Annotated in this window: 34 protein-coding genes; 8 read left to right on the top strand and 26 right to left on the bottom strand. The window is 40.9% G+C overall.

Going from position 1 to position 20,476, the window contains the following annotated elements:
• Positions 1-109: 109 nt before the first annotated feature.
• The 15 genes from gpG to BLU58_RS08505 form a co-directional block, all read right to left on the bottom strand.
• A complete protein-coding gene (gpG, locus tag BLU58_RS08570; RefSeq protein WP_093291816.1) occupies positions 110-478 on the bottom strand; it encodes a phage tail assembly chaperone G in 369 nt (122 codons plus the stop codon).
• Between the two features lie 65 nt (positions 479-543).
• Positions 544-1,134: a major tail protein gene (locus tag BLU58_RS08565; protein ID WP_093291815.1), complete on the bottom strand. Its 591-nt coding sequence runs from the start codon at positions 1,132-1,134 to the stop codon at positions 544-546.
• Positions 1,134-1,499 carry a tail completion protein gp17 gene (locus BLU58_RS08560; protein ID WP_093291814.1) on the bottom strand — a complete coding sequence of 122 codons (366 nt, stop codon included), beginning with the start codon at positions 1,497-1,499 and terminating at the stop codon, positions 1,134-1,136. The genes BLU58_RS08565 and BLU58_RS08560 overlap by 1 nt, the downstream gene beginning before the upstream one ends.
• Complete coding sequence (locus BLU58_RS08555) at positions 1,496-1,888, bottom strand: HK97-gp10 family putative phage morphogenesis protein (protein WP_093291813.1); 393 nt, start codon at positions 1,886-1,888, stop codon at positions 1,496-1,498. The genes BLU58_RS08560 and BLU58_RS08555 overlap by 4 nt, the downstream gene beginning before the upstream one ends.
• Positions 1,881-2,207 (bottom strand): phage head closure protein, encoded by a 327-nt coding sequence (locus BLU58_RS08550; protein ID WP_093291812.1) that lies wholly within the window; start codon positions 2,205-2,207, stop codon positions 1,881-1,883. The genes BLU58_RS08555 and BLU58_RS08550 overlap by 8 nt, the downstream gene beginning before the upstream one ends.
• A complete protein-coding gene (locus tag BLU58_RS08545; protein ID WP_093291811.1) occupies positions 2,200-2,475 on the bottom strand; it encodes a head-tail connector protein in 276 nt (91 codons plus the stop codon). Before BLU58_RS08545 ends, BLU58_RS08550 begins: the two co-directional genes overlap by 8 nt.
• Before the next feature lie 63 nt (positions 2,476-2,538).
• Positions 2,539-3,708 (bottom strand): phage major capsid protein, encoded by a 1,170-nt coding sequence (locus tag BLU58_RS08540; RefSeq protein ID WP_093291810.1) that lies wholly within the window; start codon positions 3,706-3,708, stop codon positions 2,539-2,541.
• 37 nt (positions 3,709-3,745) lie between these two features.
• Positions 3,746-4,369 carry an HK97 family phage prohead protease gene (locus BLU58_RS08535; protein WP_093291940.1) on the bottom strand — a complete coding sequence of 208 codons (624 nt, stop codon included), beginning with the start codon at positions 4,367-4,369 and terminating at the stop codon, positions 3,746-3,748.
• Positions 4,362-5,624, bottom strand: a complete 1,263-nt coding sequence (locus tag BLU58_RS08530) for a phage portal protein (protein WP_093291809.1) — start codon at positions 5,622-5,624, stop codon at positions 4,362-4,364. Before BLU58_RS08530 ends, BLU58_RS08535 begins: the two co-directional genes overlap by 8 nt.
• On the bottom strand, positions 5,625-5,816 hold the full coding sequence (locus BLU58_RS08525; protein WP_093291808.1) for a hypothetical protein: 192 nt from the start codon (positions 5,814-5,816) through the stop codon (positions 5,625-5,627). It abuts the gene before it with no gap.
• Entirely contained in the window at positions 5,813-5,989 is a 177-nt protein-coding gene (locus BLU58_RS16400; RefSeq protein ID WP_176786576.1) for a hypothetical protein, read from the bottom strand. Before BLU58_RS16400 ends, BLU58_RS08525 begins: the two co-directional genes overlap by 4 nt.
• A gap of 509 nt (positions 5,990-6,498) precedes the next feature.
• Entirely contained in the window at positions 6,499-6,882 is a 384-nt protein-coding gene (locus BLU58_RS08520; protein WP_093291807.1) for a hypothetical protein, read from the bottom strand.
• Between the two features lie 359 nt (positions 6,883-7,241).
• Positions 7,242-7,463, bottom strand: coding sequence for a hypothetical protein (locus tag BLU58_RS08515; RefSeq protein WP_093291806.1), 222 nt, complete (start codon positions 7,461-7,463; stop codon positions 7,242-7,244).
• Between the two features lie 199 nt (positions 7,464-7,662).
• The gene (locus BLU58_RS08510; RefSeq protein WP_093291805.1) at positions 7,663-7,968 is read right to left on the bottom strand and encodes a hypothetical protein; all 306 of its coding nucleotides are present in this window, start codon (positions 7,966-7,968) and stop codon (positions 7,663-7,665) included.
• Between the two features lie 55 nt (positions 7,969-8,023).
• The gene (locus tag BLU58_RS08505; protein ID WP_093291804.1) at positions 8,024-8,575 is read right to left on the bottom strand and encodes a recombinase family protein; all 552 of its coding nucleotides are present in this window, start codon (positions 8,573-8,575) and stop codon (positions 8,024-8,026) included.
• A 219-nt stretch (positions 8,576-8,794) separates the two neighbouring features.
• Here BLU58_RS08505 and BLU58_RS08500 point away from each other — a divergent pair, with 219 nt between their 5' ends.
• The 3 genes from BLU58_RS08500 to BLU58_RS08490 all read left to right on the top strand — a co-directional run bounded on the left by BLU58_RS08500 (position 8,795) and on the right by BLU58_RS08490 (position 10,208).
• Entirely contained in the window at positions 8,795-8,950 is a 156-nt protein-coding gene (locus BLU58_RS08500; protein WP_093291803.1) for an AbrB/MazE/SpoVT family DNA-binding domain-containing protein, read from the top strand.
• 42 nt (positions 8,951-8,992) lie between these two features.
• On the top strand, positions 8,993-9,601 hold the full coding sequence (locus BLU58_RS08495; RefSeq protein ID WP_093291802.1) for a type II toxin-antitoxin system PemK/MazF family toxin: 609 nt from the start codon (positions 8,993-8,995) through the stop codon (positions 9,599-9,601).
• 373 nt (positions 9,602-9,974) lie between these two features.
• Complete coding sequence (locus BLU58_RS08490) at positions 9,975-10,208, top strand: hypothetical protein (RefSeq protein WP_093291801.1); 234 nt, start codon at positions 9,975-9,977, stop codon at positions 10,206-10,208.
• Positions 10,209-10,256: 48 nt separating this feature from the next.
• Here the strand turns inward: BLU58_RS08490 and BLU58_RS08485 are convergent, their stop codons facing one another.
• The 5 genes from BLU58_RS08485 to BLU58_RS16395 all read right to left on the bottom strand — a co-directional run bounded on the left by BLU58_RS08485 (position 10,257) and on the right by BLU58_RS16395 (position 12,197).
• Positions 10,257-10,550: a hypothetical protein gene (locus BLU58_RS08485; RefSeq protein ID WP_093291939.1), complete on the bottom strand. Its 294-nt coding sequence runs from the start codon at positions 10,548-10,550 to the stop codon at positions 10,257-10,259.
• Between the two features lie 146 nt (positions 10,551-10,696).
• Positions 10,697-10,900: a hypothetical protein gene (locus BLU58_RS08480; RefSeq protein ID WP_093291800.1), complete on the bottom strand. Its 204-nt coding sequence runs from the start codon at positions 10,898-10,900 to the stop codon at positions 10,697-10,699.
• Between the two features lie 132 nt (positions 10,901-11,032).
• Positions 11,033-11,575: an endonuclease domain-containing protein gene (locus tag BLU58_RS08475; RefSeq protein ID WP_176786575.1), complete on the bottom strand. Its 543-nt coding sequence runs from the start codon at positions 11,573-11,575 to the stop codon at positions 11,033-11,035.
• A 64-nt stretch (positions 11,576-11,639) separates the two neighbouring features.
• Complete coding sequence (locus BLU58_RS08470; protein WP_093291798.1) at positions 11,640-12,032, bottom strand: hypothetical protein; 393 nt, start codon at positions 12,030-12,032, stop codon at positions 11,640-11,642.
• Positions 12,033-12,044: 12 nt separating this feature from the next.
• The gene (locus tag BLU58_RS16395) at positions 12,045-12,197 is read right to left on the bottom strand and encodes a hypothetical protein (RefSeq protein ID WP_176786574.1); all 153 of its coding nucleotides are present in this window, start codon (positions 12,195-12,197) and stop codon (positions 12,045-12,047) included.
• 166 nt (positions 12,198-12,363) lie between these two features.
• Between BLU58_RS16395 and BLU58_RS08465 the strand changes: the two genes are divergently transcribed.
• The 5 genes from BLU58_RS08465 to BLU58_RS08450 all read left to right on the top strand — a co-directional run bounded on the left by BLU58_RS08465 (position 12,364) and on the right by BLU58_RS08450 (position 15,945).
• A complete protein-coding gene (locus tag BLU58_RS08465) occupies positions 12,364-13,869 on the top strand; it encodes a TcaA 3rd/4th domain-containing protein (protein ID WP_093291797.1) in 1,506 nt (501 codons plus the stop codon).
• A 91-nt stretch (positions 13,870-13,960) separates the two neighbouring features.
• Entirely contained in the window at positions 13,961-14,329 is a 369-nt protein-coding gene (locus tag BLU58_RS17305; protein WP_143123744.1) for a VanZ family protein, read from the top strand.
• Positions 14,275-14,505 (top strand): VanZ family protein, encoded by a 231-nt coding sequence (locus tag BLU58_RS17300; protein WP_143123743.1) that lies wholly within the window; start codon positions 14,275-14,277, stop codon positions 14,503-14,505. The genes BLU58_RS17305 and BLU58_RS17300 overlap by 55 nt, the downstream gene beginning before the upstream one ends.
• Positions 14,506-14,621: 116 nt before the next feature.
• Positions 14,622-15,626, top strand: a complete 1,005-nt coding sequence (locus tag BLU58_RS08455; protein WP_093291795.1) for an amidase domain-containing protein — start codon at positions 14,622-14,624, stop codon at positions 15,624-15,626.
• 31 nt (positions 15,627-15,657) lie between these two features.
• The gene (locus BLU58_RS08450; RefSeq protein WP_093291794.1) at positions 15,658-15,945 is read left to right on the top strand and encodes a hypothetical protein; all 288 of its coding nucleotides are present in this window, start codon (positions 15,658-15,660) and stop codon (positions 15,943-15,945) included.
• A 71-nt stretch (positions 15,946-16,016) separates the two neighbouring features.
• Here BLU58_RS08450 and BLU58_RS08445 read toward each other — a convergent pair whose 3' ends face one another.
• The 6 genes from BLU58_RS08445 to BLU58_RS08425 all read right to left on the bottom strand — a co-directional run bounded on the left by BLU58_RS08445 (position 16,017) and on the right by BLU58_RS08425 (position 20,291).
• Positions 16,017-16,328 carry a ParB N-terminal domain-containing protein gene (locus BLU58_RS08445; RefSeq protein ID WP_143123742.1) on the bottom strand — a complete coding sequence of 104 codons (312 nt, stop codon included), beginning with the start codon at positions 16,326-16,328 and terminating at the stop codon, positions 16,017-16,019.
• Complete coding sequence (locus tag BLU58_RS16385; RefSeq protein ID WP_176786573.1) at positions 16,309-16,482, bottom strand: hypothetical protein; 174 nt, start codon at positions 16,480-16,482, stop codon at positions 16,309-16,311. Before BLU58_RS16385 ends, BLU58_RS08445 begins: the two co-directional genes overlap by 20 nt.
• A 23-nt stretch (positions 16,483-16,505) precedes the next feature.
• The gene (locus BLU58_RS08440) at positions 16,506-16,916 is read right to left on the bottom strand and encodes a NucA/NucB deoxyribonuclease domain-containing protein (protein ID WP_093291792.1); all 411 of its coding nucleotides are present in this window, start codon (positions 16,914-16,916) and stop codon (positions 16,506-16,508) included.
• Between the two features lie 150 nt (positions 16,917-17,066).
• Positions 17,067-17,948, bottom strand: coding sequence for a replicative DNA helicase (locus BLU58_RS08435; RefSeq protein WP_093291791.1), 882 nt, complete (start codon positions 17,946-17,948; stop codon positions 17,067-17,069).
• 70 nt (positions 17,949-18,018) lie between these two features.
• A complete protein-coding gene (dnaB, locus tag BLU58_RS08430; RefSeq protein WP_093291790.1) occupies positions 18,019-19,368 on the bottom strand; it encodes a replicative DNA helicase in 1,350 nt (449 codons plus the stop codon).
• Complete coding sequence (locus BLU58_RS08425) at positions 19,368-20,291, bottom strand: helix-turn-helix domain-containing protein (protein ID WP_093291789.1); 924 nt, start codon at positions 20,289-20,291, stop codon at positions 19,368-19,370. Before BLU58_RS08425 ends, dnaB begins: the two co-directional genes overlap by 1 nt.
• Positions 20,292-20,476 lie beyond the last annotated feature (185 nt).

Below are 20,476 nucleotides of genomic sequence, written 5' to 3'. Positions count from 1 at the left end.
TTCAACTCATGAGCGCGCAGCACCATGTAGTACTGAATGTCCATCTGATCTATCTCATGAAGTTTCCAGCCTTTTTCGATGAGAGAGAGATAGAGGTCGTGAAGGAATGCTAACGGCTCGTCAATGTCTTTTTTAAATCGTCTTCCTCACTGGCCAAGCTAGATAAAGGTTCCAATGTTTGCCCGATAATCCCATGAATGATAGACCACGATTGATCCGCTATTTTTCGGGCATCTGTGCCTTCCTCATACTGTTCGATACTAAATTGGTTATCAAACACCTGAGTGATCACTGAAAAGAGTTCTTTGACGATCTGGTCCTGTTCAACACGGTCTAATTCCTTATGTTCCAATGCTTTTTGCAAGAATTTATTCCGTCTGTCATCTAGCTCTAAAGATTTTCGAAACATCCGGCCCGATATAAAGTCAGTAGAAAAAGTTTTCCATTCTTTGTCTAAATACAATTTAATTTCCCACATATATAACTCTCCTATCTAGATAAGGAGGGACCTTAATCCAAATAGATCAAGGTCCCTCGATGAATTTAATTATCTCTTTTTTCTGGAGTTGGTGAATCCGTAACAGCCACAACTTGAACTTCTTGAAACCAGTTAGAAGCTTGCGTAAATCCGGTTTCATCTTCATCCCCGATTGCTTGCCAATGTCCATCAAAATCCCGTTTAACAAACGCCCCTTGAATGCTTGGTGTTTGGAAACTTGGTGAATCTTCTTTGGTTTGATATTCACTTTCAGGGGTTGTGAACTTCCCTTTGTACAACCAGATATAACGATAATGACCGTTTGATTTCATCGACTTAAATCCGATGGCAACATAAGGCGGTGTATCTTGCGCACTCTTAATCAAGATTCCGTTTTTCATTTTGTGTCCTAATAGTGATGCTTGGACAGAGAGAGGAAGGTCCGCCATATTTAACTCAACACTGATTTCACCTAGTGCTGTGGCCACTTCGGACGGTCCATCGTCAGCGTATAGAGTTTCGGTGTTACTTGAGGGGGAAATCTTCGCACTTATCGCGCCGCGTATTGGCACAGGTTTTTCGTATACAATCCCTGTTACATCATCTTTCGTTAGGATCGCGTAATGAACATCTTTTAATCCTACCTGAACAGCCATTATAAAACCTCCAATTTTCGATATCTCATAGGACGATGAAAAATCTGTGTATCTTCCTCGTAAAAATCAGTAGAAAAGATACGACTAAATCCCAGAGATTTCATAGATAAATCAATTTGATTCCCTAGTAAAGATAGGTGTTTTGCTTCGTCACTCCATATAGATATCTGGAACATGATGTGACTTGATATCGATTGATCGTCCGCAAAACCTGCATCACGATTTACTAGTTCAAAGTAGGTAATTCGTGGAAACTCTGTTTTGTTTGGAGCCGTCAATTGATAGATGCGATTCCCACCCAACAAAGAAACAAGCTCTTGATTTCGCTCAAGAGCTTGTTTTATCTGTGGCTTTAAATTAATCATGGTATTTTGATACCATCCCTTAGTTCATCCGCCATAATCTTTAAAACACGTTCCTTCGACTCATCAATAGATGGGCCGATAAATGGGTAGGGGGACATTTTGGATGTCCCGAATTCCAAGAAGTACGAATAAAATGAGCCTCTTCCCGGCCCCACCTCGACCAATTTTCCTCGCTCATCTTTTTTAACTCGCCCCATTTGGATATTATCAGGAAGATGAACTTCCCTTTTTTTGTTAGATGGACCCGGCGCATGATGTGACATTGATTCCCTTAGCTCTTCCCCTCCAGACCGGACCGCTTTATTTTCGGCTCGATCCGTCGAAATACCAAGAGCACGGATATTGTTTATCATTTCTCCTATGCCATCAAATCTCATATCACTACCCATTTACAACTTCCTTTACCGTAAGATGTAACTCTCTATGCTCTGAATTCCAATCAACCACAGACTGTATATCATACAATTTTTGATTAAACTGGACTCTCATATCCGTTGAGATATCAGCCCTATAACGAATACGAATTTTGACATCATTTTCAGATTGAACAGCAGCAGCCTGATAATATTCTCGGCCACTCAATGGATTAACTTCTGCCCAGAGAGTAACCTTGGTAGTCCAATCTTCGATTGGACTACCTTCATCATCTCGCGTAATAACCCGGTCTAGAATCCGGATGCGATGCCGCAAGTCATTCACATTAAGCATCTGTATCACCGCAGTATTGAAGTTGATAGATCATAGCCTTTAAGGAAAACGGAACTTCATTTACCCATCCATTAATAAATATATTTCGGTTATCAAACCAATGAGTGACTAACAACTTCAAGCATAGCTTGTACAACTCACTTGATTCGTTTACCTCTCCCGCTGCGTTTCGGATAAACTCCCGACCAGCCAATATCATTCCCTCAATTATTGCATCCTCGTCATCGTGATCGATTTTAAGGAACGTTTTCATATCTTTAATGTCCATTCGATCAACCTTTTTTGATTTTGTAACGTTATTTGAAATAAGGGTTAGAGTAAATACATTACCCTATTTATCCCTCAATGTAAGTTCTCCATAGACTGTTGCCGCGGAATCCCATAGCTTCACGTCTTCGCGTTGAATCACACGAATATCGGTTGAGTTCCGTTTGAACGAATCCCCGCCAACATTCGTTGATGTAACAGAGTACTGCTGACGATCAAACAAGGCGACCGTCTCATCTAGATTTCCAATGATAAACGGTGCTTTCGTCCCCACAGAAGGCAACCAACGATTAGCTAATACTACAATGCGATGTGATCCAAATAATAATTTTTGTGTTGGCTGCGTAACATCTGGTTGAATAAGCGGGCGACCGTTTCCGTCCATTTGCTCATCTAGCCACTGAAAAGCGTCTTGATTGGTAAAGATAGTGGCTGATGCAGATAAGGCCGGGTCTAAGTCAACGTTAATAACTTTTTTGACCGCCTTAATATCTGTCAGGCTCTTTTTCTCTAATGTTGCTAACACGTCAAGGATTAACTTGTTTCGTGTGAAGACAGATTTCCGGGCAATCCACTGAGCTACATAAGATAATAGATTTTGGTCTGTATCGGCTAGAAGTGTGTTAGAGATCGGCAAAATACCACCGCGTTCCTTAATCGTATAGCTAACCGGAACAAATTTCGGGTTATCCATATCAGGTATGTTGGTCATCTCTGCAAACTCAACAAATGGAGTCATGGTTGCTAGTTTCTCTAGCGTTCTTACCCCGGTACTTGTTGTTACATCTTCAACGTGAACAAACGGCTCTAATGATACATATTGCCGTTTCAACTCATTGATCTTGGTATCTAAATCTTTAGGAATGATATAACCGCCGTCCTCATTCGATCCCGAAGTCATGGCTCTTTTTTCCTCTAGCAAATCGAATTCATTTCCACTTAGAGTACGATTCCGTAGAGTTTTGAGGAATACACGATTATAATTCTCATCTGAGGAATCCGTTGCTTTTCGTTCTGTGATAATCGCCGGAGCAGACACCGAATTTGTATTATCCAAGGCCATACTACCTTCATACTCACTGAATTCCTCTAACAATGTAATCTTTCCACGTATTTCTTCGGCTTCTTGTTTACGTTGGTTGGCTTCCTCAAGCTTCCCATCAAAAGCAAGCTGTTTTCCTTCTTTGACTTTAGACTCCAGCTGCTGGCGTAATTCTCGTAATTCTGGACGCATATATAATTCCTCGCTTTCAATATAAAAAGGACCTTTTTCATACAGATAAAAGGTCCAGCTCCATTAATATCTTTTCTCTTTCAGTCGGTAGGCTTCGCTTTAATTCCAGCTCTTTTACTCGCTCTCTACTACGAGAACTAACTATAGCTTCCGTATCAGGATAAGCAGGATAGGTTACAACTGATATGTCATATAGATTTTTGATTTTATTTATTCGACGCTCATAGATTTCATCATTATCGTTGTATGTCCAAGTTTCCGCATCCTTTGAAGAATGGTCAATCGAAAAAGCAAATGAACACTGGTCAACAACTCCTGCCCGGACATTCTCCAACAAATCCCGTGCAAAAGTAGTGTTTGTTGGCGTCAGACGAAACTTTAAACCAATGTCATCCACTGTAAGCTCTAGTCGTCCATTCTCCCCTGATACAGTGCTACGCGCTAGAGGAAAGTCTTCCCGATGGTTAAACAGTGCCACCACATCAGCCATATTCGTATCAATCAACGAATCGCGACTAATGATCTCCCTAAAAGGCGTAAGGATTCCCATTCTCTCCGACCATTTTTCAAACTTGAGTGCGTATCCCTCTATATACTCACTTTCGCTTTGATCTGTACGAATCTCTACCTTGCTTTGCAAGTATCGGATTTCTTTACTCATCGGTTCCATTTTTGTTTTTCTCACCCCCTTTAAGTAGGCCCGCTCTCCCGGCTTGATACTGCTCAATCATATCTAAAGTCGTAAAGTTTAGGCTCATATAATGCTTATCCCCTACATCACCAATACGATCTAACTCTTCCAATGCTCGAACCTCATTAACTGTATAGACCCCAATAGATATCATTTCCCGGTAATATTGCGCCCTCGCCTGACTATCTCCACGCAATTCACTGGTAACATTGAACTTACAATAATATCGCTTCTGGTCCTGCAGCGTGAAGAGTTTATAATTTATCTCTTCCTCCCAATTAACTACAATGGGCTGGATAGTAGACTTGATGTAATCAAGGCTTTGTTGCTCGACATTATTATAGGTAGACTTATCAAGCTGACCTAATTTATGTGGTGGGATTTTATAAATTTTGGCGATCTCTGAAATGCCGAACTTCTGTGTCTGAATAAACTCGGCATCTTTCAATGGCATAACTAAATTTTGAAAATCCATCCCACCATCTAAAACAGCTACCTTTTGATAGTTGCTCAAGCCACTATTCAATTTTTGCCATTCCTCACGGACTTTTTCCTTCGCTTCTCTTTTTAATGGAACAGGTACTTTTACGACCCCAGAGGATGCGGTCCCATTCGCATAAAAAGAGCCTAGAAACTTGTCGGCGGCCTGTTGAATCCCGATCCTCTCCCGGATTGCTGCTATTGGACTAATCCCCTTAAGCCCACTTTTCGATAGCATTTTAATATGTAACATATCGTACCAAGGAATTTTTCGTTGCTCTCCGCCCGGCGTAGTTGTGACATACCAAAGCTCACCCGTAACCTGATCTAATCTAACATCAGTCAACGAGGGATCAAGTATCCAAAGTGCCTTCGGCTGTCCGTTCCAATCCCAGTCTATATAGGAATATGCGTTACCCCAACAAATACAGTGTACTTGCATCGTTTCTTTAAATGTGTAAGCCGACATATACGGATTCGGACGGCTTCCCAATAATTTCGCGACCGGATGGGATTCCTCATACTCAATTCCACTTTTTCGTTTGCGGAATGTTTGTATAGGGAATTTCCCAATGTCGCCCGCCAAAATATTAGCGCATGTATAGACATTGCTGTTAGTAATCGCTGAATCACTGGTGACGGACTCCCCGCTGGCGGTCGGCTGCCCTCCAAATAATCTTTTCAACCAAGATTGAGGATCGGATAGGTCCGACTCTTCTAAGCCAATCAAGCTCCGAAAGAACATCTATTTCCCTCCCTTTGCAGATCGGCGCGCAATCAGATATCCAATGAAACAAAGTACGATACCCATGACGTAATAGCCTGCGATCTCATGTAACATAAAGCTCGCCTTGATGATAAAAAAGAGTCCCAAACAGATTAAAAAATCCTCCGATAGTAATTGGAGGAATCGAACTATTTTTAGTCTTTTTTTCATAGTAATTTCTCTTTATTAGCAGAGACAAATCTCCTTGTATTTTCCGTTGCTTGTTCTAAAGCCCCTAGAATAAGGACCCACTCTTGTAAGTATGATTTATTTATGTTTGCTGTTTCTACGTGTGCCGTCATCGTTTGTGGATCAATAACGATCTGTACATACTTCTTATCCATTAGTTAGCTGACCCCCAACCATAAAATATGCAGAAAAGAACAACTAACCATTAGGCCTAAAAGGAGCGAAGGCTAATTTTGGGGACATCTAGGAAATATCTGGTGGTTCAGTACAGGAAAGTTCCTAGAATGTATGGAGTCGGCACTAATTCGTCTCGACTAGCACTTAAACACGATATATCTAAACTGACGAGAGCAAAAAAATTACTCAAGTTCCAATTTCATAGTGTTTATCGGTACTTTCCGTAACTCAATTTCCATTTTCTGTTCAGATGGCCCCAAAATCGCCGTTCGCTCCCTCTGCCCCCATTAGAGGGTTAGTTGCTCTACAGTACATATTTTTTTATTTATGGCATAAACAAAATCGTACTGATTTCGCTGGTTTCCTTCATTTTTTGATCATAGAAGCTGGTAACCCTTTCGTTTGCTGGTACTAGATCTGGATGGCAACCAAAAGCGAAATAAGGGGCCATATGCAAATTTATTCCAATTTTCATGTCCGATAAGGTCTATTCCGCTGTTCCGTTGCTCCCCATACCCCACATACGACTACAACGCGGGCATAATTTACGCCCGTCTTCCATGACCATATATAACTCCGTAAGTTTCGTGCATTTGTCACACGGTTCTCCTTGCTCCTGAATCATCTCTGGCAAAACGCCTGTGCTTTCGTAATCCGAATTCAACAACATATTTAGGGTAGAAATTGCCCTATCGATATCATGCTCGTTGATAATCCCACGATTATCAACAAAGATAGCCCATGAACCTTCAGGATAGCCGTATAAAACATCAATCACTTTATTTTCATAACACAATCGACGAGGATTTCCTCTTTTAGCTGAATTCAAAACATCGATTATGTATGCTTTGTTTACAACTACTTCTTTCATTTTTTATCCCCTTTAAGTCAAAATTCATTAATCCAAATATCGTAACAGTTAGAGCATGCGCGAAGTTCGTTGTTATATTCTGTTCTTATACCGCAGTATGAGCAAGGTATGATCTCAGGGGGTCTTTCTTTTAGCTTTTTCATTGTCTTGTTGCAATATTTGCATATGTGAGGGTCAGGTTCGAAAGTAAAGGTGTTTGTTGACTTATGTATTTCACAAGTCGGACAGTACCAATCAGTGAATGTATGTGGCATTTTAAACACGCTCCTGTGAGTGAATTAACTTACGTAGGGGTACAGTCCAATGTACGAAAATGAATCAAATCTTACAGTCACTAAGTCAGCTACTAAGGTCACTTATCATCCCTTAGTAGTGTAACGCACGTCAAACTTAACCATGCCAGCTAGATCTAGTTTTTCTCCACTCACCAAGTCCATGATGGGTAGGATTTCGTTATTTGAAATGAATGATAGGGCCATTCTTGCATCCTTATCTTCAAGGTGAGCGATTTGACCATTTTCAAAGTAAATTTTCATGAGGGTTACGCCTTTTCCAGCTAAATAAAGGTTGTTTGTATTCATTTTTCGTTCCTCCTAGTGTTTGTGTAGAAATCCGTTTTCACCTTCCAAAACATGCCCCTGCGAGCCTGTATGAAAGCTCATTTTTGATTCTGAGTGTCTTTGTATCAAAGAAGATAATAAATCCTACAAACAGGCTTGTATTCCGTCTCGTGCTACTTATCCAAATAGCGATAGACTGTTGGTCTTGATAGAGATATAGCTACTTTGTGCGTTTCATCTTTTCTTTCTCTCGATCCCATGCATCTTTAGCATCTATAAGCAAACTTCTTTCCGTAAAATCAAACGATTTAATCAATAGTTCCCTAAGGGGTTTCAACTCATCTTCTTCAATCTTCAGGTATTTTTCTTTTTCCTTGCTATCCTGATCAGAGTACGATATTTCTTGAAATCGATCATGTAGCTGGAGCAACATTTGTGCATCAACATAGCGCTTTAAAAACCTTTTATACAAAGCTTCTTCTATCAGCATGAGATCCTCATCCGAAAATTTAGGTGTGTTTGACATTTTTTCTTCCTCCTAAGTTTTGATGGCTATAATCGCCTTGATATCAAAAACATGACTATGTGTCTAAATAGCTATATACCGTGGTTCGTGATATATCCAGCATCTCGGCGATGTCTTTGATGGGTGTTCCATCCTTGGCAAGCGTTCGGAGCATATCTACCTCTTTGGGACTGAGCTTCTTAGGTCTGCCACCCATTCTACCCCTCGCTCGTGCGGCGGCTTGTCCAGCTGCTGTTCTCTCACGGATCAGATTCCGTTCAAACTCTGCGAACGAAGCGAACAAGTGAAACATGAGCTGGCCAGTAGCATTCGATCGATCCATCGTGATGTTTTCCTGAAGACTATGGAAGCTGATCCCTCGTTCATTTAGGCCGTTCACTATCTCGATGAGGTGACGCATAGTCCGTCCAAGCCGATCCAAACGCCACACCACTAAGGTATCCCCTTCCCGAACATACTCCAAAGCCTCATCCAGTCCCTTTCGCCTCTCCTTGGCTCCAGACACTTTGTCCTGGTAAATCTTTTCGCAACCATACTCCTTCAATGCATCAATCTGCAAATCCAAATTCTGGTCGACAGTTGATACTCTCGCATAACCTACCTTCATACTTATCACCAACACCAATTATTTTACACATCAACCTTTACATAGATATCTTAACACAGTTTATTTACACAACCAAGAGGAAATTCTGTCATTTTTGAATCTAATTTCGTGTGTTCAGAAACTGACACTTTTCTTTACACATAAAGAAGGAGCTATTGCCTGTTCATCGAATTAATAAATTATAAAATTATGAATCTAATACAAGGGTAGGTGATATGTATGTGGACCTCTCGTGTCTCTAAACAAGGACAAGCAAGCATCCCAAAGGAACTACGGAAGCTATTGAATATTGAGGAAGGAGATATCGTTGCTTTCACTCAAAAGGACGGGAACATCATCATTCAAAAGGCTACTGTTGTAGTGGAGAACAAATGAATTGAAAAAGCTCACACTCTCATACTGGAAGGATTGTCGTGATTGGATAACCAATGGAACCTTAGTGAAGCTCTTAACGAGGAAGACTTTTTAGAACTGATAAGCGATATTCAAAATGGGATCAACGATCTCTTACATAGTCGTCATCTTAAAGCTGCGACAAATGAAGATCCGTTTGATCTACTCAGACAACAAATTCACATGCTGGATCATTTGGATTGGCAACGACAGAAGATCGAGGTAAATAAAAGACCACAGCAGACTCAATTCCCTCTCATCCGGGGCGGAGTATACTGGGTTCTACTCGGTTACAATGTCGGTAGCGAGTACAATAAAAGGAGACCTGCTGTTGTTGTGTCTGCAAAGCCCGGCTCTCCTCTTTGTACGGTTATTCCTCTCACATCCAAGCGGAAAAACGATAATCTTTGGTTTCATATAGACTTAGAAGAGTATGAGACAACGGCTGCATGTGAGCATTTGCGGATTGTAAGTCGTTCGAGGATCCATGCGCCCTATCGTCTAAAGAATCAGGATGTAGGAAAGAAAGAGAAAGATGGAAAACGTAGTAAGCGGAACCGAATAGCTACGATCTCTGAGAGTGATAAGAAAAAAATTACCAAGGTACTCAACACACTTTACACCTTTGAATAGGCACGATATAATGAATGTACATTAAACGTCCCATAGCGATCGTCGCTATGTGTATGAATTTCAATTACGTCCCAAAAAGCAGTCTTCTTATGAGGATTGCTTTTTGTGTTTATTGCATATACTAATACTACATAACGTCCCAGTATCTTAGATACTGTGTAGGGGAGGTGGGGAAACCCACCTTCTCATATTACTTGGTGACTATCAGAGGTGGGAAAGGTTCCCCATGCGCTGCTTCGGCAGTTACCAGAGATCCCGGATACGCCGCCCGGGCTGGTAGTCAAATCGTTTAAAAGGGTTTCTCTTCACAGGGAAACCTTTTTAGCATTTTCGGGCATACTTAGACCATCTCACTGTGAAAGGGTGTAACGATTTGATCTTCAAAAACAATTCGATTGCAATGATGGTCATAAAAAAGGTTTTCTTTTGGATGTCGCTATTCATAGGAATCATTACACTTGTTCTTTATCTATTTGATATTGCCACACCAAGCATATATATTGCGATTGCAGGCTCCCTAGTAGGGATGTTAATTGCTCTTGGTTTGATTTATTTACGTCGCAATGAGATTGATGAGTTCGTACTTGGAAAAAGGAATCAGGATTGATAGATCGAGAGACAAAAAACTGACCCACTTCATAAGTAGACCAGTTCATCAAAAGATAATTCCACCAATTGGATTACCATCATATTTACCTTTGATTTCCACCTCTGCTTCAATAGCAGTTTCATCTTCTTCCGGATTTTCCTCATCTACATATTTACGACATTTCGCATGCAACCATATATTCATCTCTCGATTATTCACAATCTCAATCTCATCAAAATCGTAACCACGACTAAGCAAATATTCTTCAATGATTTCGTCTAAGTCTTCCTCATTAATCTCGATCTTTCGTTCCACAAATCCTTCATCGCTATAGTATTTTGTAGGGAATACGTCTCTCATCTGCATGCCTGCTCTCTATGTAAATTTGACTATTCTAAGCAAGAAATGACCAGGCAATGGAATCGCCCAGTCGTTACATGCGGTTCATATATTATTCTACAACAAATCATTTAATTGGACGCAATAACTATCTAATGGGATATATTTCAAATCCAATACACCTGTTCAAAGAGTTCTTGAAACTGTTTCTTGCCGAAAATACAGCCTCCTAGCATCATACCATCCACCGCTACAACTCGATCAAATGATACTTGTATCTTCCGCTCTGTTATAGCTTGAATTGTAGCTGTCACTCCCTCATAGGCTGTTCCGATCCGTCCGAACCACACATCATTTATCTTGAACTCCATAACACTCTCCTTTTTTAGTGTCCCAAAAGTACCAAAATGGGGTAGGGGGTCTTGAAAAAATCCCTGTGTGTTCTTTGAAGCTCCCCTCTCGGTCCCCACTGATCAAAGGTAGCTAACTCTAACAGGAGGGGGCTACTGACTGCTTGCTTTTACCCGTTCTCTCTCAACCTTCATCGCATGTTTCAGGATCCGCTCAACCGCTTTCGTACGTCTCTTTTTAATGTCGTTATAGCTGAATCTCATGACCTTCCAGCCCTTACGGTACATGTAAGCATCTCGTCCTCGATCGTGAGCCTGTCTATTCTTATGATATCGCTGGCCGTCCAACTCTATCACCAACATATACTCAGGTATCGCGAAGTCCGCCCAGTATGAGCTGATGGGATATTGAGGAACGATCTTCCCTTTGAACATCTCCACTCTTCGCAACTCGTAGTACATCCACCGCTCTATCCTCGAATCAGTCAGAAACATATTTTTGTCCAGCCCTGGAAGATGGCCTCTCCCGATCTGCTCCAAAATGAACTCAACGGCTAGGATAGGTGAGAAGATCCATCTGACGGTCTGCTTGACTTGCTTTTTCCTCTCGATGTATTGCCTGCGAGTTTTACGGTAGACTTTTTTTAGCTTCTTCCATTTCCGCTGCATGCTGGCTATCAGCTTTTTGACTCGCATATAACTCTCTCCCCATATAGTTGAAAGCACCATCCATATAAGGAATGATGCTCACAATCGAGATTTATTTACTATCATCAGGTGGTACAAGCGGATTATCTTTAAGCGCATCAAATCTTTCTTTATAGAATCCGCCTAGTTTGTAATACTGTAAAACCTTGCGTCCCTTGCTTTCGGGCAATCCTCGTGATTCAAGGATATCTAGTAACACTTCTTCACTTGTAACATCCTTGTGATTTCCGGATTCAATCTCGTCAAACAGTTCATCGACTATCACAATTTCATCTACAGAAATAAAATCATACTCTTCCCATATGGCTCTAATAGATGGTTCCATTCCATGTTGTAAGCCGTAAACATGGTGATCCGAACACTCATTAGGAATACCTAAAGCCTTTTGGATTCGATATATCTCACCTAATAGCTTTCCATACGCCACCTTTTTCTGGATATCCATTTTAAATTCCCCTCACTTCTTAGGTGAAAGAAACTTATCCGCCTTTGTTTTAAATAACGTTTCCACAGGCTTCTGATTCTCGTTATTCGTCCATCCACTAGGATTTTCACCCTTCTTTGCTTTCGTCCAGTCTCCACGTTTTCCACTCGCCTTTAACCAAGACATATGTATCTCCCCTTAAATTTTTATATAACTGTTAATTCTGTATTTTTTGTCGAAACTCCTGTTAACAATAGGAACCAGCTTCCGTTCACATTGACAATCTAATATTTTATCTTAAAATACAGAATAGAAACTCGCTAGATCAAATATTTTTCAGGGGAGATTATATATGCATTCACAGAAACCCGATCAACTAGACTTCTCATCATCGTCTTTGCAAGAAGGAAACGGATCTCCCACACAGAGTCAGCCACCATCGAATGAACACCAAACTCCTAGATGGCCTGCTGGCATCCTTTCGTTCGTGAAGCGTATTCAAGAGCGAATCGGAAAAAAAGGACTCATCGCTGGACTGGTATTGGTTCTTTCAATTAGTACTCTCTACATAGTAGGAGCCGTTACCGCTCAAGATCCACATACTCTAGTAAAGGAATTTGAAACAGCCGTCTATGAAGGGAACACAGAGAAACTAACAAAAATGCTGGTTTCAAACGATTCCAAGGTGAAAATAGATGCAGAATCGATGAAAAAACTGATGGCCATTATGAAAAAAGAGCCGAAGTATCAGAGTATCGTTACTTCGAGTCTTCGATCCGCTGCCGATCTATACACGAACAAAATACAGGGTACGGATGATTTTGTGGAAGAGTATGACAAAGTGAGCGATGGAAGTGAGGGTTATCGTGGCGATATCTACCTCCATCGGAATGAGATTCCTTTTTTCTATGACACGTATGAGATTCGCATTCATCCTTACCAGGTTGCGATCACGACCAATGAACCCAACACCAAGATCATCTTCAACGGAAAAGAAGTATTTCAAACCAACTCCAAACAACTTACTCATGTGGAAACGGTTTTACCTGGAGTACACCATGTCAAAACTGCTAAAAGTTATGATTTCTGGGAGCTAACAAACGATAAAGAAGTCGCTGCTATTAATGAACCTACCGGAAAGGTAGAAGTCAGTCTCGAAAGTAAAGGGGAAACGGTTAGTCTATCATCACTCTTTCCCCAAACTAAGTTAGTGATAAATGGGAAAGACACGACCAAACTGGTTACGGATTATGAGAAGTTTGGACCAGTAGCAAAACAGAGCGGAATGACCGTTCTAGGCGAAACAGAGATGCCCTGGGGAATCGAAAAAAGCTATGAAAGGGAGTTTCAAACAGGTACCGAGAAGTATGATCTAACCCCACAGACATTAAGCACTAAGGAGGCACGTACACAGGTTACAGAATTGATTAATACTCATGTGAAACAACGTTTGCGTTCCATGGTGGAGGGAAATCCAGCCGTATTCACTCAGATTTCGGATACATTACGCAAGGATTTGGTAGAAGATATCCAATTTAGTAAAAGCTCTCATGAGTATTCGGGACGGGTTCAGGATTGTAAGATTGACTATCATCAAGTAGATTATCTCCCTACAACCAATCCGAATATCATTCTTTTCACTATCCCGATTATTGAACATCGAACGATTACAGATAAAAAATCTTTCTTTTCGAAAGATGCCCAAGAGGAATTTAACGAAAAGCTGGTCTCGATCCAGTACAACAAAACCACGAAAAAATGGCTGATTAGTAACCTTGTTGATGATCGAAAATGGGAGCGGAATCGTGGAGACGATTATATGAATAATCCTGATGTAGTGAAAACTGAATTTAAATAGTTGTTGAAAGTCCTATTATCTACCCGATAACAGGACTTTCGTTGTTTTAAAAGGAATCTCTTCAGTAAACTTTGTGAGGAGAGATTTCTGTATGGTTATCGACTTTGAGTTGAATTATGTTGCTATTCTACTAGTCCTATTTCTTGCGATCCGCTTCAGACAAGTTTCTTTCGGAAGACTCATTCTGGAATCAGTCTTCCTCAGTTACCTCACCATGGTAGCCAGTTACACTCTATTCCCGATCTACATACAATTCGAGGATACCAGGTTTCCTTGGTACCATACCGTCAACTTCATTCCATTCGCTACGATCCCAATCGATTCATCGTCTATTCATATTGCAAAGTGGTATGTAGGCGGCAATCTCATAATGCTTATGCCATTTGGCTTTCTAGTCCCGTTTATATGGAAATGGGTCAACACATTTCGAAGAGCATTCATCGTATTCTCCTATGTATGAGTTTTGCTATCGAAATCCTGCAATTTCTCTCAGGTACTCGAATCTCAGACGTTGACGATGTCATTTTCAATACAACTGGCGCTTGTTTTGGATATAGCGTGTATCGTGTGTTACGGTGGGCTTTAGCCAAATGGATCTATCGGAAACGTCATATCATGTCAGGTGAATCGCTATGAAACTTGGTACGTACTTCTTCCATGTTGTTTCATGGTAAATCTAGAGGGAAAAGAACTATTTATACGGAAGGTTGAGTTGATATTGTTCAAAAATAAATAATAGGACGTGAAATAACATGGGCAAAATACGCAGTCATATCACCGACTCATCACTTGTAACTAAAGATGTTACAGCAGGAGATCCATCTAACCACTATATAGAGCAATATTTGAAGGGGAAAGAAAACGGTACGGTAACATTTGATCGTGATATAGTAGATCCAGAAGTGGAAGACATGATTATCAGAGAGACTTTATCGACTTATTTTCAGGCAGACTTAAAAGTTGGCAGTATTCTCACGAATCACTACACAGATATAGACATAATTGAGAATGCTGTATCTACAAAAAAAGATCCAAAACTAGAGATAATACAAAAGATAATAAATGTACATCCAGTGGTGTCAATCCAAGATCAAGAAATATTACTAGGCTTTCTTAGTCGGTACGCCTACAGCTTAGAAAATCAACAAGCTATTTCCTTTCTGGAATCGAACGTACAAGACGAAACCGTAAGTCCTTCCGCCGCTTATGATGGTGACTCTGCTGGAAATTGGGCCTATAAAAACTACAACAAGTACCGAACAGATTATCCTAGATTCACAGGTAAATTCGGCACAGATTGTACGAATTTTGTGTCTCAGGCAATGCACATCGGTGGTGGTAAGCCGAAATCAGGAAACTGGAGTATCTCAAGAAAAAACACTAGATATTGGGTCATCAATAGCGTAGAACAGTTAAATTACAGTTGGAAATTGACAAATCCAAGTCCGTGGATTGCTGTGAGAACCTTTGAAAATTATTGGAGACCAAAATCTAAAACTCATAGCATGTCCACAGATTATTATCGTAAGAATCATAAAACAATCTACAACAGAAGTATTAGCAAGGGAGACGTTGTCATTCTTCATAAGGGTGTCTCTGGCGTAGTCACAGTACCATCGCATGTTATGATTATCTCTGAATATGATTCAAATAAACATGATTTTAAGCTCGCAGGTCATTCAGTTGAAAGACAAGCTCATCCGTTATTAACGGCAATCGGGTCTTATGCTCATCTACAAATATTAGAAATACCATGATTCTATTTAGGGGTCAAAGGAGATTTTTAAAATGAAATGGAGAAAGAAAGTAGTAAAATTCTTCATATCTGTTATCGTTATCATTCTCCTCATACAAATTCCTTTTGTACAAAAGGGAATCGCAACCATTTCGACCTATGCATATGTCACCACCAAGTACTATGACCAAGACTTACAGTTTCAGTCCACTGAATTCGAGCCCCATTTTGATGATTATTTTGTTCATTATAAGGACAAGAAGGGGGAGTCTGTGTATTTTACAGTCACACCGTATTTCTTCCCAGTTCTTGTCATTTATGACCCACTTGACCCAGAATAATTATGCTGACATATTCCAAGGGAAAAAGAGGCCATTCCTTCGAGAGTGGCTTCTTTTTCTATAACCTTCTCCTACCTCCAATACAATCCGAATTCTCGTAGATTGCCCCATCGTACAGGAACAGAAGCTATCCCTCTCTCTTTTGCGACAATGTATCTGGTATAGCCATCTACTAGCAACATCGTTTCTTGATGGACAACTATGCACGTATCTAGCTCACCTGTTTTCTCTAGGTGCTGCCGAATCCGATCAAGTTTTTCCTCTCGTGGTTTAGATTGCTCCAGCTCGAATGGAATCTGAATTCGATCAAGCTCAACCATTGCCATTGCTTTTGTAATCATTTGTTCCAGCTCCCCTGTCGTCTTAATTGCTCTCCACTGCACGCTTAATATACTCTTTTTGAGTGATCTCGCCTCTCGCTCTGGCTAAGAGTAACTCCATATCTTCCTCTATCAGATCAAGTCCTTCAAAGGCCATAGTGGCTTGTACGTTCGGTAACTTCGCTGATATCTGTTCTTCAGTCCATTTTCTTTTCATAGAAAGCTCTCCCTTTCTTCTCCCTATCTCACCGAAATCCTTACCCTTTGGCCATCTTTGTATCGTTCAAGTTTGTTCCCGATGTATGATCCAGCTCCCCTGTTATCTTTGGGACTCACATATTTTATGTCTGCACCTTTTCCGCCCTCAGAACACAGGGCCATTGGAAATTCATCTCGATCATACCCCTTCTTGGTGGGTATCCCCTTGAGAGATCCCTCACGCCGCTTCTCTGCTCCTTTTCGATCGATGGTACAAGTATCCGTCTCTCCCTTCTGAATGGCTTCCTTGATATGCTTGGCCGTTTCTGGATAGCGGTCAGAAGGTAATTCAATGGTGGCGACTACAGAGTCTGCATTCGCTGGCTTCTCTTGAATCTGGCAGCCAACTAGCAGAAGTATCGTAGAAACTACTAGAATGAGAAAACGCTGCACGACTCCCACCTCCTATTGTTCGGTTTTATACAGAAATATGCATCTGGATCCAGAAGGAATGTTAGGATATCTGTTTTATCCTCTTGTTGTGATTGCGTGGTCTGGAGAACAAACTTTTCTGCTGTCCATACCACGCCTATTAACCACTTGTTAATCAAGTTGTAAAAACTTGCTGTACTTTCTCAAGAACACGAATTCGACTGTTCCTAATGGACCGTTCCGATGTTTGGAGATCATGACCTCGGCAACATTTGGCTTTATTGAATCTGTATTGTAATAGTCGTCACAATACAAGAAGATAACTACATCTGCATCGTCTTCTAAGCATCCTGAATCTCTCAAATCCGATAAGATAGGATGTTTATCCTGCCTTTGTTCAACCGTACGAGATAGAGCAGTAACTGCAACGATCGGACAATCTAGCTCTCTGGCTAAAAGCTTTAATGATCTTGCAATATGACTCGTTCGCTCATAAGAAGATCCGTTTGGTATATCAACATCAATCAATTGGAGCGAATCAACTACAATCAGTCCGATTTCGCCTGCCTTTTGTTTGAGCTCCCGAACATCTGACTGAATCTGTGACAAACTAAATGAATCCTCAATGATCCGGATGGGTGCTTGATTTAAAGACTCAATCGCTTTTCCTACATGCTCCCACTCATCCTCGTTCAATTTTCCAGATCTTATAGCGATAGAATTAATGTTTCCTACCATTCCAACCATCCGCTCTGCAATTTGAGTCGCTGACATTTCGAGACTGACAACAACTACTTCTTTTCTCTCTAACAATGCAACATTGGTAGCCAAGTTCAGTGCAAATGTAGATTTCCCCATGCCAGGACGAGCAGCAAGCACAATCAAATCTCCTTTGTTTAAGCCACTCAATGTATGATCTAAGTCTGTATAGCCTGTTCGCAATCCAGATATTCCGGTCTGTTCATAGTGTCTTTGCTCAATCTGTTCAAACGTTTTTGATAGCACGGTTTTAATATCCTTAATTCTCTCGTTTACTTGATCTTTTGTGGTCATATGTCTCTCCTAGGTTGTATTATGGGTCTGGAAAACAAACCGTTCTGCTTTCCAGACCCCCCATATTCTGTTATTCATCACGCTTAGGCATCAGATTCTTGTCTAGCTGAAGAAACTTTCCGTATTTCTTCAAGAAGAGAAGTTCAATAGATCCAACTGGACCATTCCTCTGCTTAGAAATGATCACTTCACAGATATTCTTCCTCACCGATTCCTCATCGTAGTAATCATCACGATACAGGAAGATCACCACGTCTGCATCTTGCTCGATAGATCCAGAATCCCTCAAATCAGATAGCATAGGTCTCTTGTCTTGACGTTGTTCTACAGCACGAGAAAGCTGTGAAAGTGCAATTATCGGACAATCTAGTTCGCCAGCAAGTAGTTTTAGTGAGCGAGATATCAGACTAATCCGTTCATTAGCATTGGCAAAGTTCCCTTCGACATTGATGAGTTGCAGATAATCAATAATGATAGCTCCAATCTCTCCATGCTTACGCTTAAACTTAATCGCATTGGCTCGAATCTGATTTAGGCTACGTGCTTTATCATGTATCTTCATAGGGGCATCATGGAGCGTACTAATCGCATCTGTAAGCTTATCCCAATCTCCCTCTTCCATCTTCCCAGTACGAATGGATTGTGAGTCTATATTTCCCCACATGCTTAGTAGACGCTGAGAGAGTATTCCTGCCTGCATCTCAAGGCTAAATACGACAACTGGTTTCCCCTCCCGAACAGCCACATTGGAGCCGATATTGAGCGCAAAGGCAGTTTTCCCCATTGCTGGACGTGCTGCCACGATCATGAGGTCGCCCGAATTTAGCCCATTCAGCATGTTATCCATGTCGGCATATCCAGTAGGAGTTCCAGAGATGCCCGATGGATCCATAGAACGCTTCTCAATCAGATCAAATGCTCCCATGAGTAATGATTTTAAATCGGTTCCCTCTTCATCATCAGACACAGTCCGTTCTTGAATCTGATGGATTTTTTCTTGCGATGAAACCATAATCTCCTCAATGTTTTCCACTCGTTGAGCTTGTGACACTAATTGTTGACCTTGGACCATCAAGTCTCTACGTATTGCCTTTTCTCGGACGATTCCTGCATAGTAATCTGCATTGCTAGCTGTGGGGACAAAGGAAGCCAATTCGGTTAGATAAGCTACTCCGCCAGCTTCCTCCAACCAATTCTTTTTCTGCAATTCCTCTGTAAGTGTCACCATATCAATTGGCTTCTTGTCATCTCTCATTTCACACATGATGGCAAACAATCGCCGATGTCCGATCCGGTAAAAGTCGTCCGTATTCACCTGTCCACGGACTTGATCCATGCAACTAGGTTCTAAGATGATTGCGCCTAATACCGATTGTTCTGCCTGCTCGTTGTAAGGTGCGATCATGGTTTCATTTTCCATTAGTAGCCCACCGCCTCTGGATCAATTCCTTGTGCTATCAAGTTAGCCTTAATAAGCTCCAAATCTGTTGGATCTTCATCTGCTTGCGTGGTAGCTTGTTCTCTTTTGGCTGGAGGCTCAACATCCCATCCATTTGTAATGGCGTACTGAATACCACCATAAATACTTCTCTTCAAGCCTACAGCATCATGGTAATCTTTTGCATTCTGGATACAGTCACTTATATCAACATCATTCTGTTCAGCTAAGGTCAAGAGATCCTTGGCTTGTTTAGGTCTTACTTTCTTTCCAAACTTCTCATTTATGAGATCAACAACGACAACAACGTTTTTATCTAGTTCTGTATGTTGTTGTTGTTGTTTATTTAATTCAATATTATTTGTGTCGCAATTTGAGACGGGGCACGTCTCATTTTGAGACGTCTGGGGAGGGGTCTCAAAATGAGACTCCCTAGTATTTTCAATGGGAGTCTCATTTTGAGACCCACTTTGAGACTTGGAAGATTTTTTTGTTCGCTTTTTCTTTGCTTTAGCAATTTTCTTCTCTTCCTCTTCCATCCGAACAGCAGATCTTAGTAACTCGACAAGCTGATCTGAGATATCGTGGAACTTAAATACGTTAGACTGGTTAGGACGATGAATGATGGTGATGAGTGGAATCGTAGGATTTGGATTTTCTGTAGAACGGATAAAAGTCTTAATGGCCCGGTTGTATGTTGCTTTGGAAATATGGGCCTCTAGACAAACTGTAGAGACAGCAGGCATACAACCTTGAGGCAAACTGGCATATCTACGAAGAATACCATAAACTATCTTTTCGGTAGGTGTCAGTACAGTCGAAGTAAGAATGACATTTGGAATCATGGTGAAACCTAGTCTTTCATTTTCAGATTCAAATACTGCTTTATCTTGTGTGGTTGACATATATTTAAATTCCTCTCCTCGATCGACCACCAAGGAAGAGTCTGCTTATCTACACAATTAGCCAAAATTCCCCTGTTGTTTTTATTACAACAGGTATATAAAATAAGAATAATAGTAATTATGGATATAGCGACCTTCCTTGTTCCTTTCCCAAGGTTTTGGTTGAGTCGTTTATAAAACGACCT

Source organism: Thermoactinomyces sp. DSM 45892, assembly GCF_900107305.1.
Taxonomy (GTDB): domain Bacteria; phylum Bacillota; class Bacilli; order Thermoactinomycetales; family Thermoactinomycetaceae; genus Baia.
The sequence above is the reverse complement of the archived record's forward strand: the minus strand, read 5'-3'. Positions and strand labels throughout refer to the sequence as shown.

Coding starts and splice junctions, on each gene's coding strand:
- gpG (WP_093291816.1), bottom strand. CDS start 478: ATGTGGGAAATTAAATTGTATTTAGACAAAGAATGGAAAACTTTTTCT.
- BLU58_RS08565 (WP_093291815.1), bottom strand. CDS start 1,134: ATGGCTGTTCAGGTAGGATTAAAAGATGTTCATTACGCGATCCTAACG.
- BLU58_RS08560 (WP_093291814.1), bottom strand. CDS start 1,499: ATGATTAATTTAAAGCCACAGATAAAACAAGCTCTTGAGCGAAATCAA.
- BLU58_RS08555 (WP_093291813.1), bottom strand. CDS start 1,888: ATGGGTAGTGATATGAGATTTGATGGCATAGGAGAAATGATAAACAAT.
- BLU58_RS08550 (WP_093291812.1), bottom strand. CDS start 2,207: ATGCTTAATGTGAATGACTTGCGGCATCGCATCCGGATTCTAGACCGG.
- BLU58_RS08545 (WP_093291811.1), bottom strand. CDS start 2,475: ATGGACATTAAAGATATGAAAACGTTCCTTAAAATCGATCACGATGAC.
- BLU58_RS08540 (WP_093291810.1), bottom strand. CDS start 3,708: ATGCGTCCAGAATTACGAGAATTACGCCAGCAGCTGGAGTCTAAAGTC.
- BLU58_RS08535 (WP_093291940.1), bottom strand. CDS start 4,369: ATGAGTAAAGAAATCCGATACTTGCAAAGCAAGGTAGAGATTCGTACA.
- BLU58_RS08530 (WP_093291809.1), bottom strand. CDS start 5,624: ATGTTCTTTCGGAGCTTGATTGGCTTAGAAGAGTCGGACCTATCCGAT.
- BLU58_RS08525 (WP_093291808.1), bottom strand. CDS start 5,816: ATGAAAAAAAGACTAAAAATAGTTCGATTCCTCCAATTACTATCGGAG.
- BLU58_RS16400 (WP_176786576.1), bottom strand. CDS start 5,989: ATGGATAAGAAGTATGTACAGATCGTTATTGATCCACAAACGATGACG.
- BLU58_RS08520 (WP_093291807.1), bottom strand. CDS start 6,882: ATGAAAGAAGTAGTTGTAAACAAAGCATACATAATCGATGTTTTGAAT.
- BLU58_RS08515 (WP_093291806.1), bottom strand. CDS start 7,463: ATGAATACAAACAACCTTTATTTAGCTGGAAAAGGCGTAACCCTCATG.
- BLU58_RS08510 (WP_093291805.1), bottom strand. CDS start 7,968: ATGTCAAACACACCTAAATTTTCGGATGAGGATCTCATGCTGATAGAA.
- BLU58_RS08505 (WP_093291804.1), bottom strand. CDS start 8,575: ATGAAGGTAGGTTATGCGAGAGTATCAACTGTCGACCAGAATTTGGAT.
- BLU58_RS08500 (WP_093291803.1), top strand. CDS start 8,795: ATGTGGACCTCTCGTGTCTCTAAACAAGGACAAGCAAGCATCCCAAAG.
- BLU58_RS08485 (WP_093291939.1), bottom strand. CDS start 10,550: ATGAGAGACGTATTCCCTACAAAATACTATAGCGATGAAGGATTTGTG.
- BLU58_RS08480 (WP_093291800.1), bottom strand. CDS start 10,900: ATGGAGTTCAAGATAAATGATGTGTGGTTCGGACGGATCGGAACAGCC.
- BLU58_RS08475 (WP_176786575.1), bottom strand. CDS start 11,575: ATGCGAGTCAAAAAGCTGATAGCCAGCATGCAGCGGAAATGGAAGAAG.
- BLU58_RS08470 (WP_093291798.1), bottom strand. CDS start 12,032: ATGGATATCCAGAAAAAGGTGGCGTATGGAAAGCTATTAGGTGAGATA.
- BLU58_RS16395 (WP_176786574.1), bottom strand. CDS start 12,197: ATGTCTTGGTTAAAGGCGAGTGGAAAACGTGGAGACTGGACGAAAGCA.
- BLU58_RS08465 (WP_093291797.1), top strand. CDS start 12,364: ATGCATTCACAGAAACCCGATCAACTAGACTTCTCATCATCGTCTTTG.
- BLU58_RS17305 (WP_143123744.1), top strand. CDS start 13,961: ATGGTTATCGACTTTGAGTTGAATTATGTTGCTATTCTACTAGTCCTA.
- BLU58_RS17300 (WP_143123743.1), top strand. CDS start 14,275: ATGGAAATGGGTCAACACATTTCGAAGAGCATTCATCGTATTCTCCTA.
- BLU58_RS08455 (WP_093291795.1), top strand. CDS start 14,622: ATGGGCAAAATACGCAGTCATATCACCGACTCATCACTTGTAACTAAA.
- BLU58_RS08450 (WP_093291794.1), top strand. CDS start 15,658: ATGAAATGGAGAAAGAAAGTAGTAAAATTCTTCATATCTGTTATCGTT.
- BLU58_RS16385 (WP_176786573.1), bottom strand. CDS start 16,482: ATGAAAAGAAAATGGACTGAAGAACAGATATCAGCGAAGTTACCGAAC.
- BLU58_RS08435 (WP_093291791.1), bottom strand. CDS start 17,948: ATGACCACAAAAGATCAAGTAAACGAGAGAATTAAGGATATTAAAACC.
- dnaB (WP_093291790.1), bottom strand. CDS start 19,368: ATGGAAAATGAAACCATGATCGCACCTTACAACGAGCAGGCAGAACAA.
- BLU58_RS08425 (WP_093291789.1), bottom strand. CDS start 20,291: ATGTCAACCACACAAGATAAAGCAGTATTTGAATCTGAAAATGAAAGA.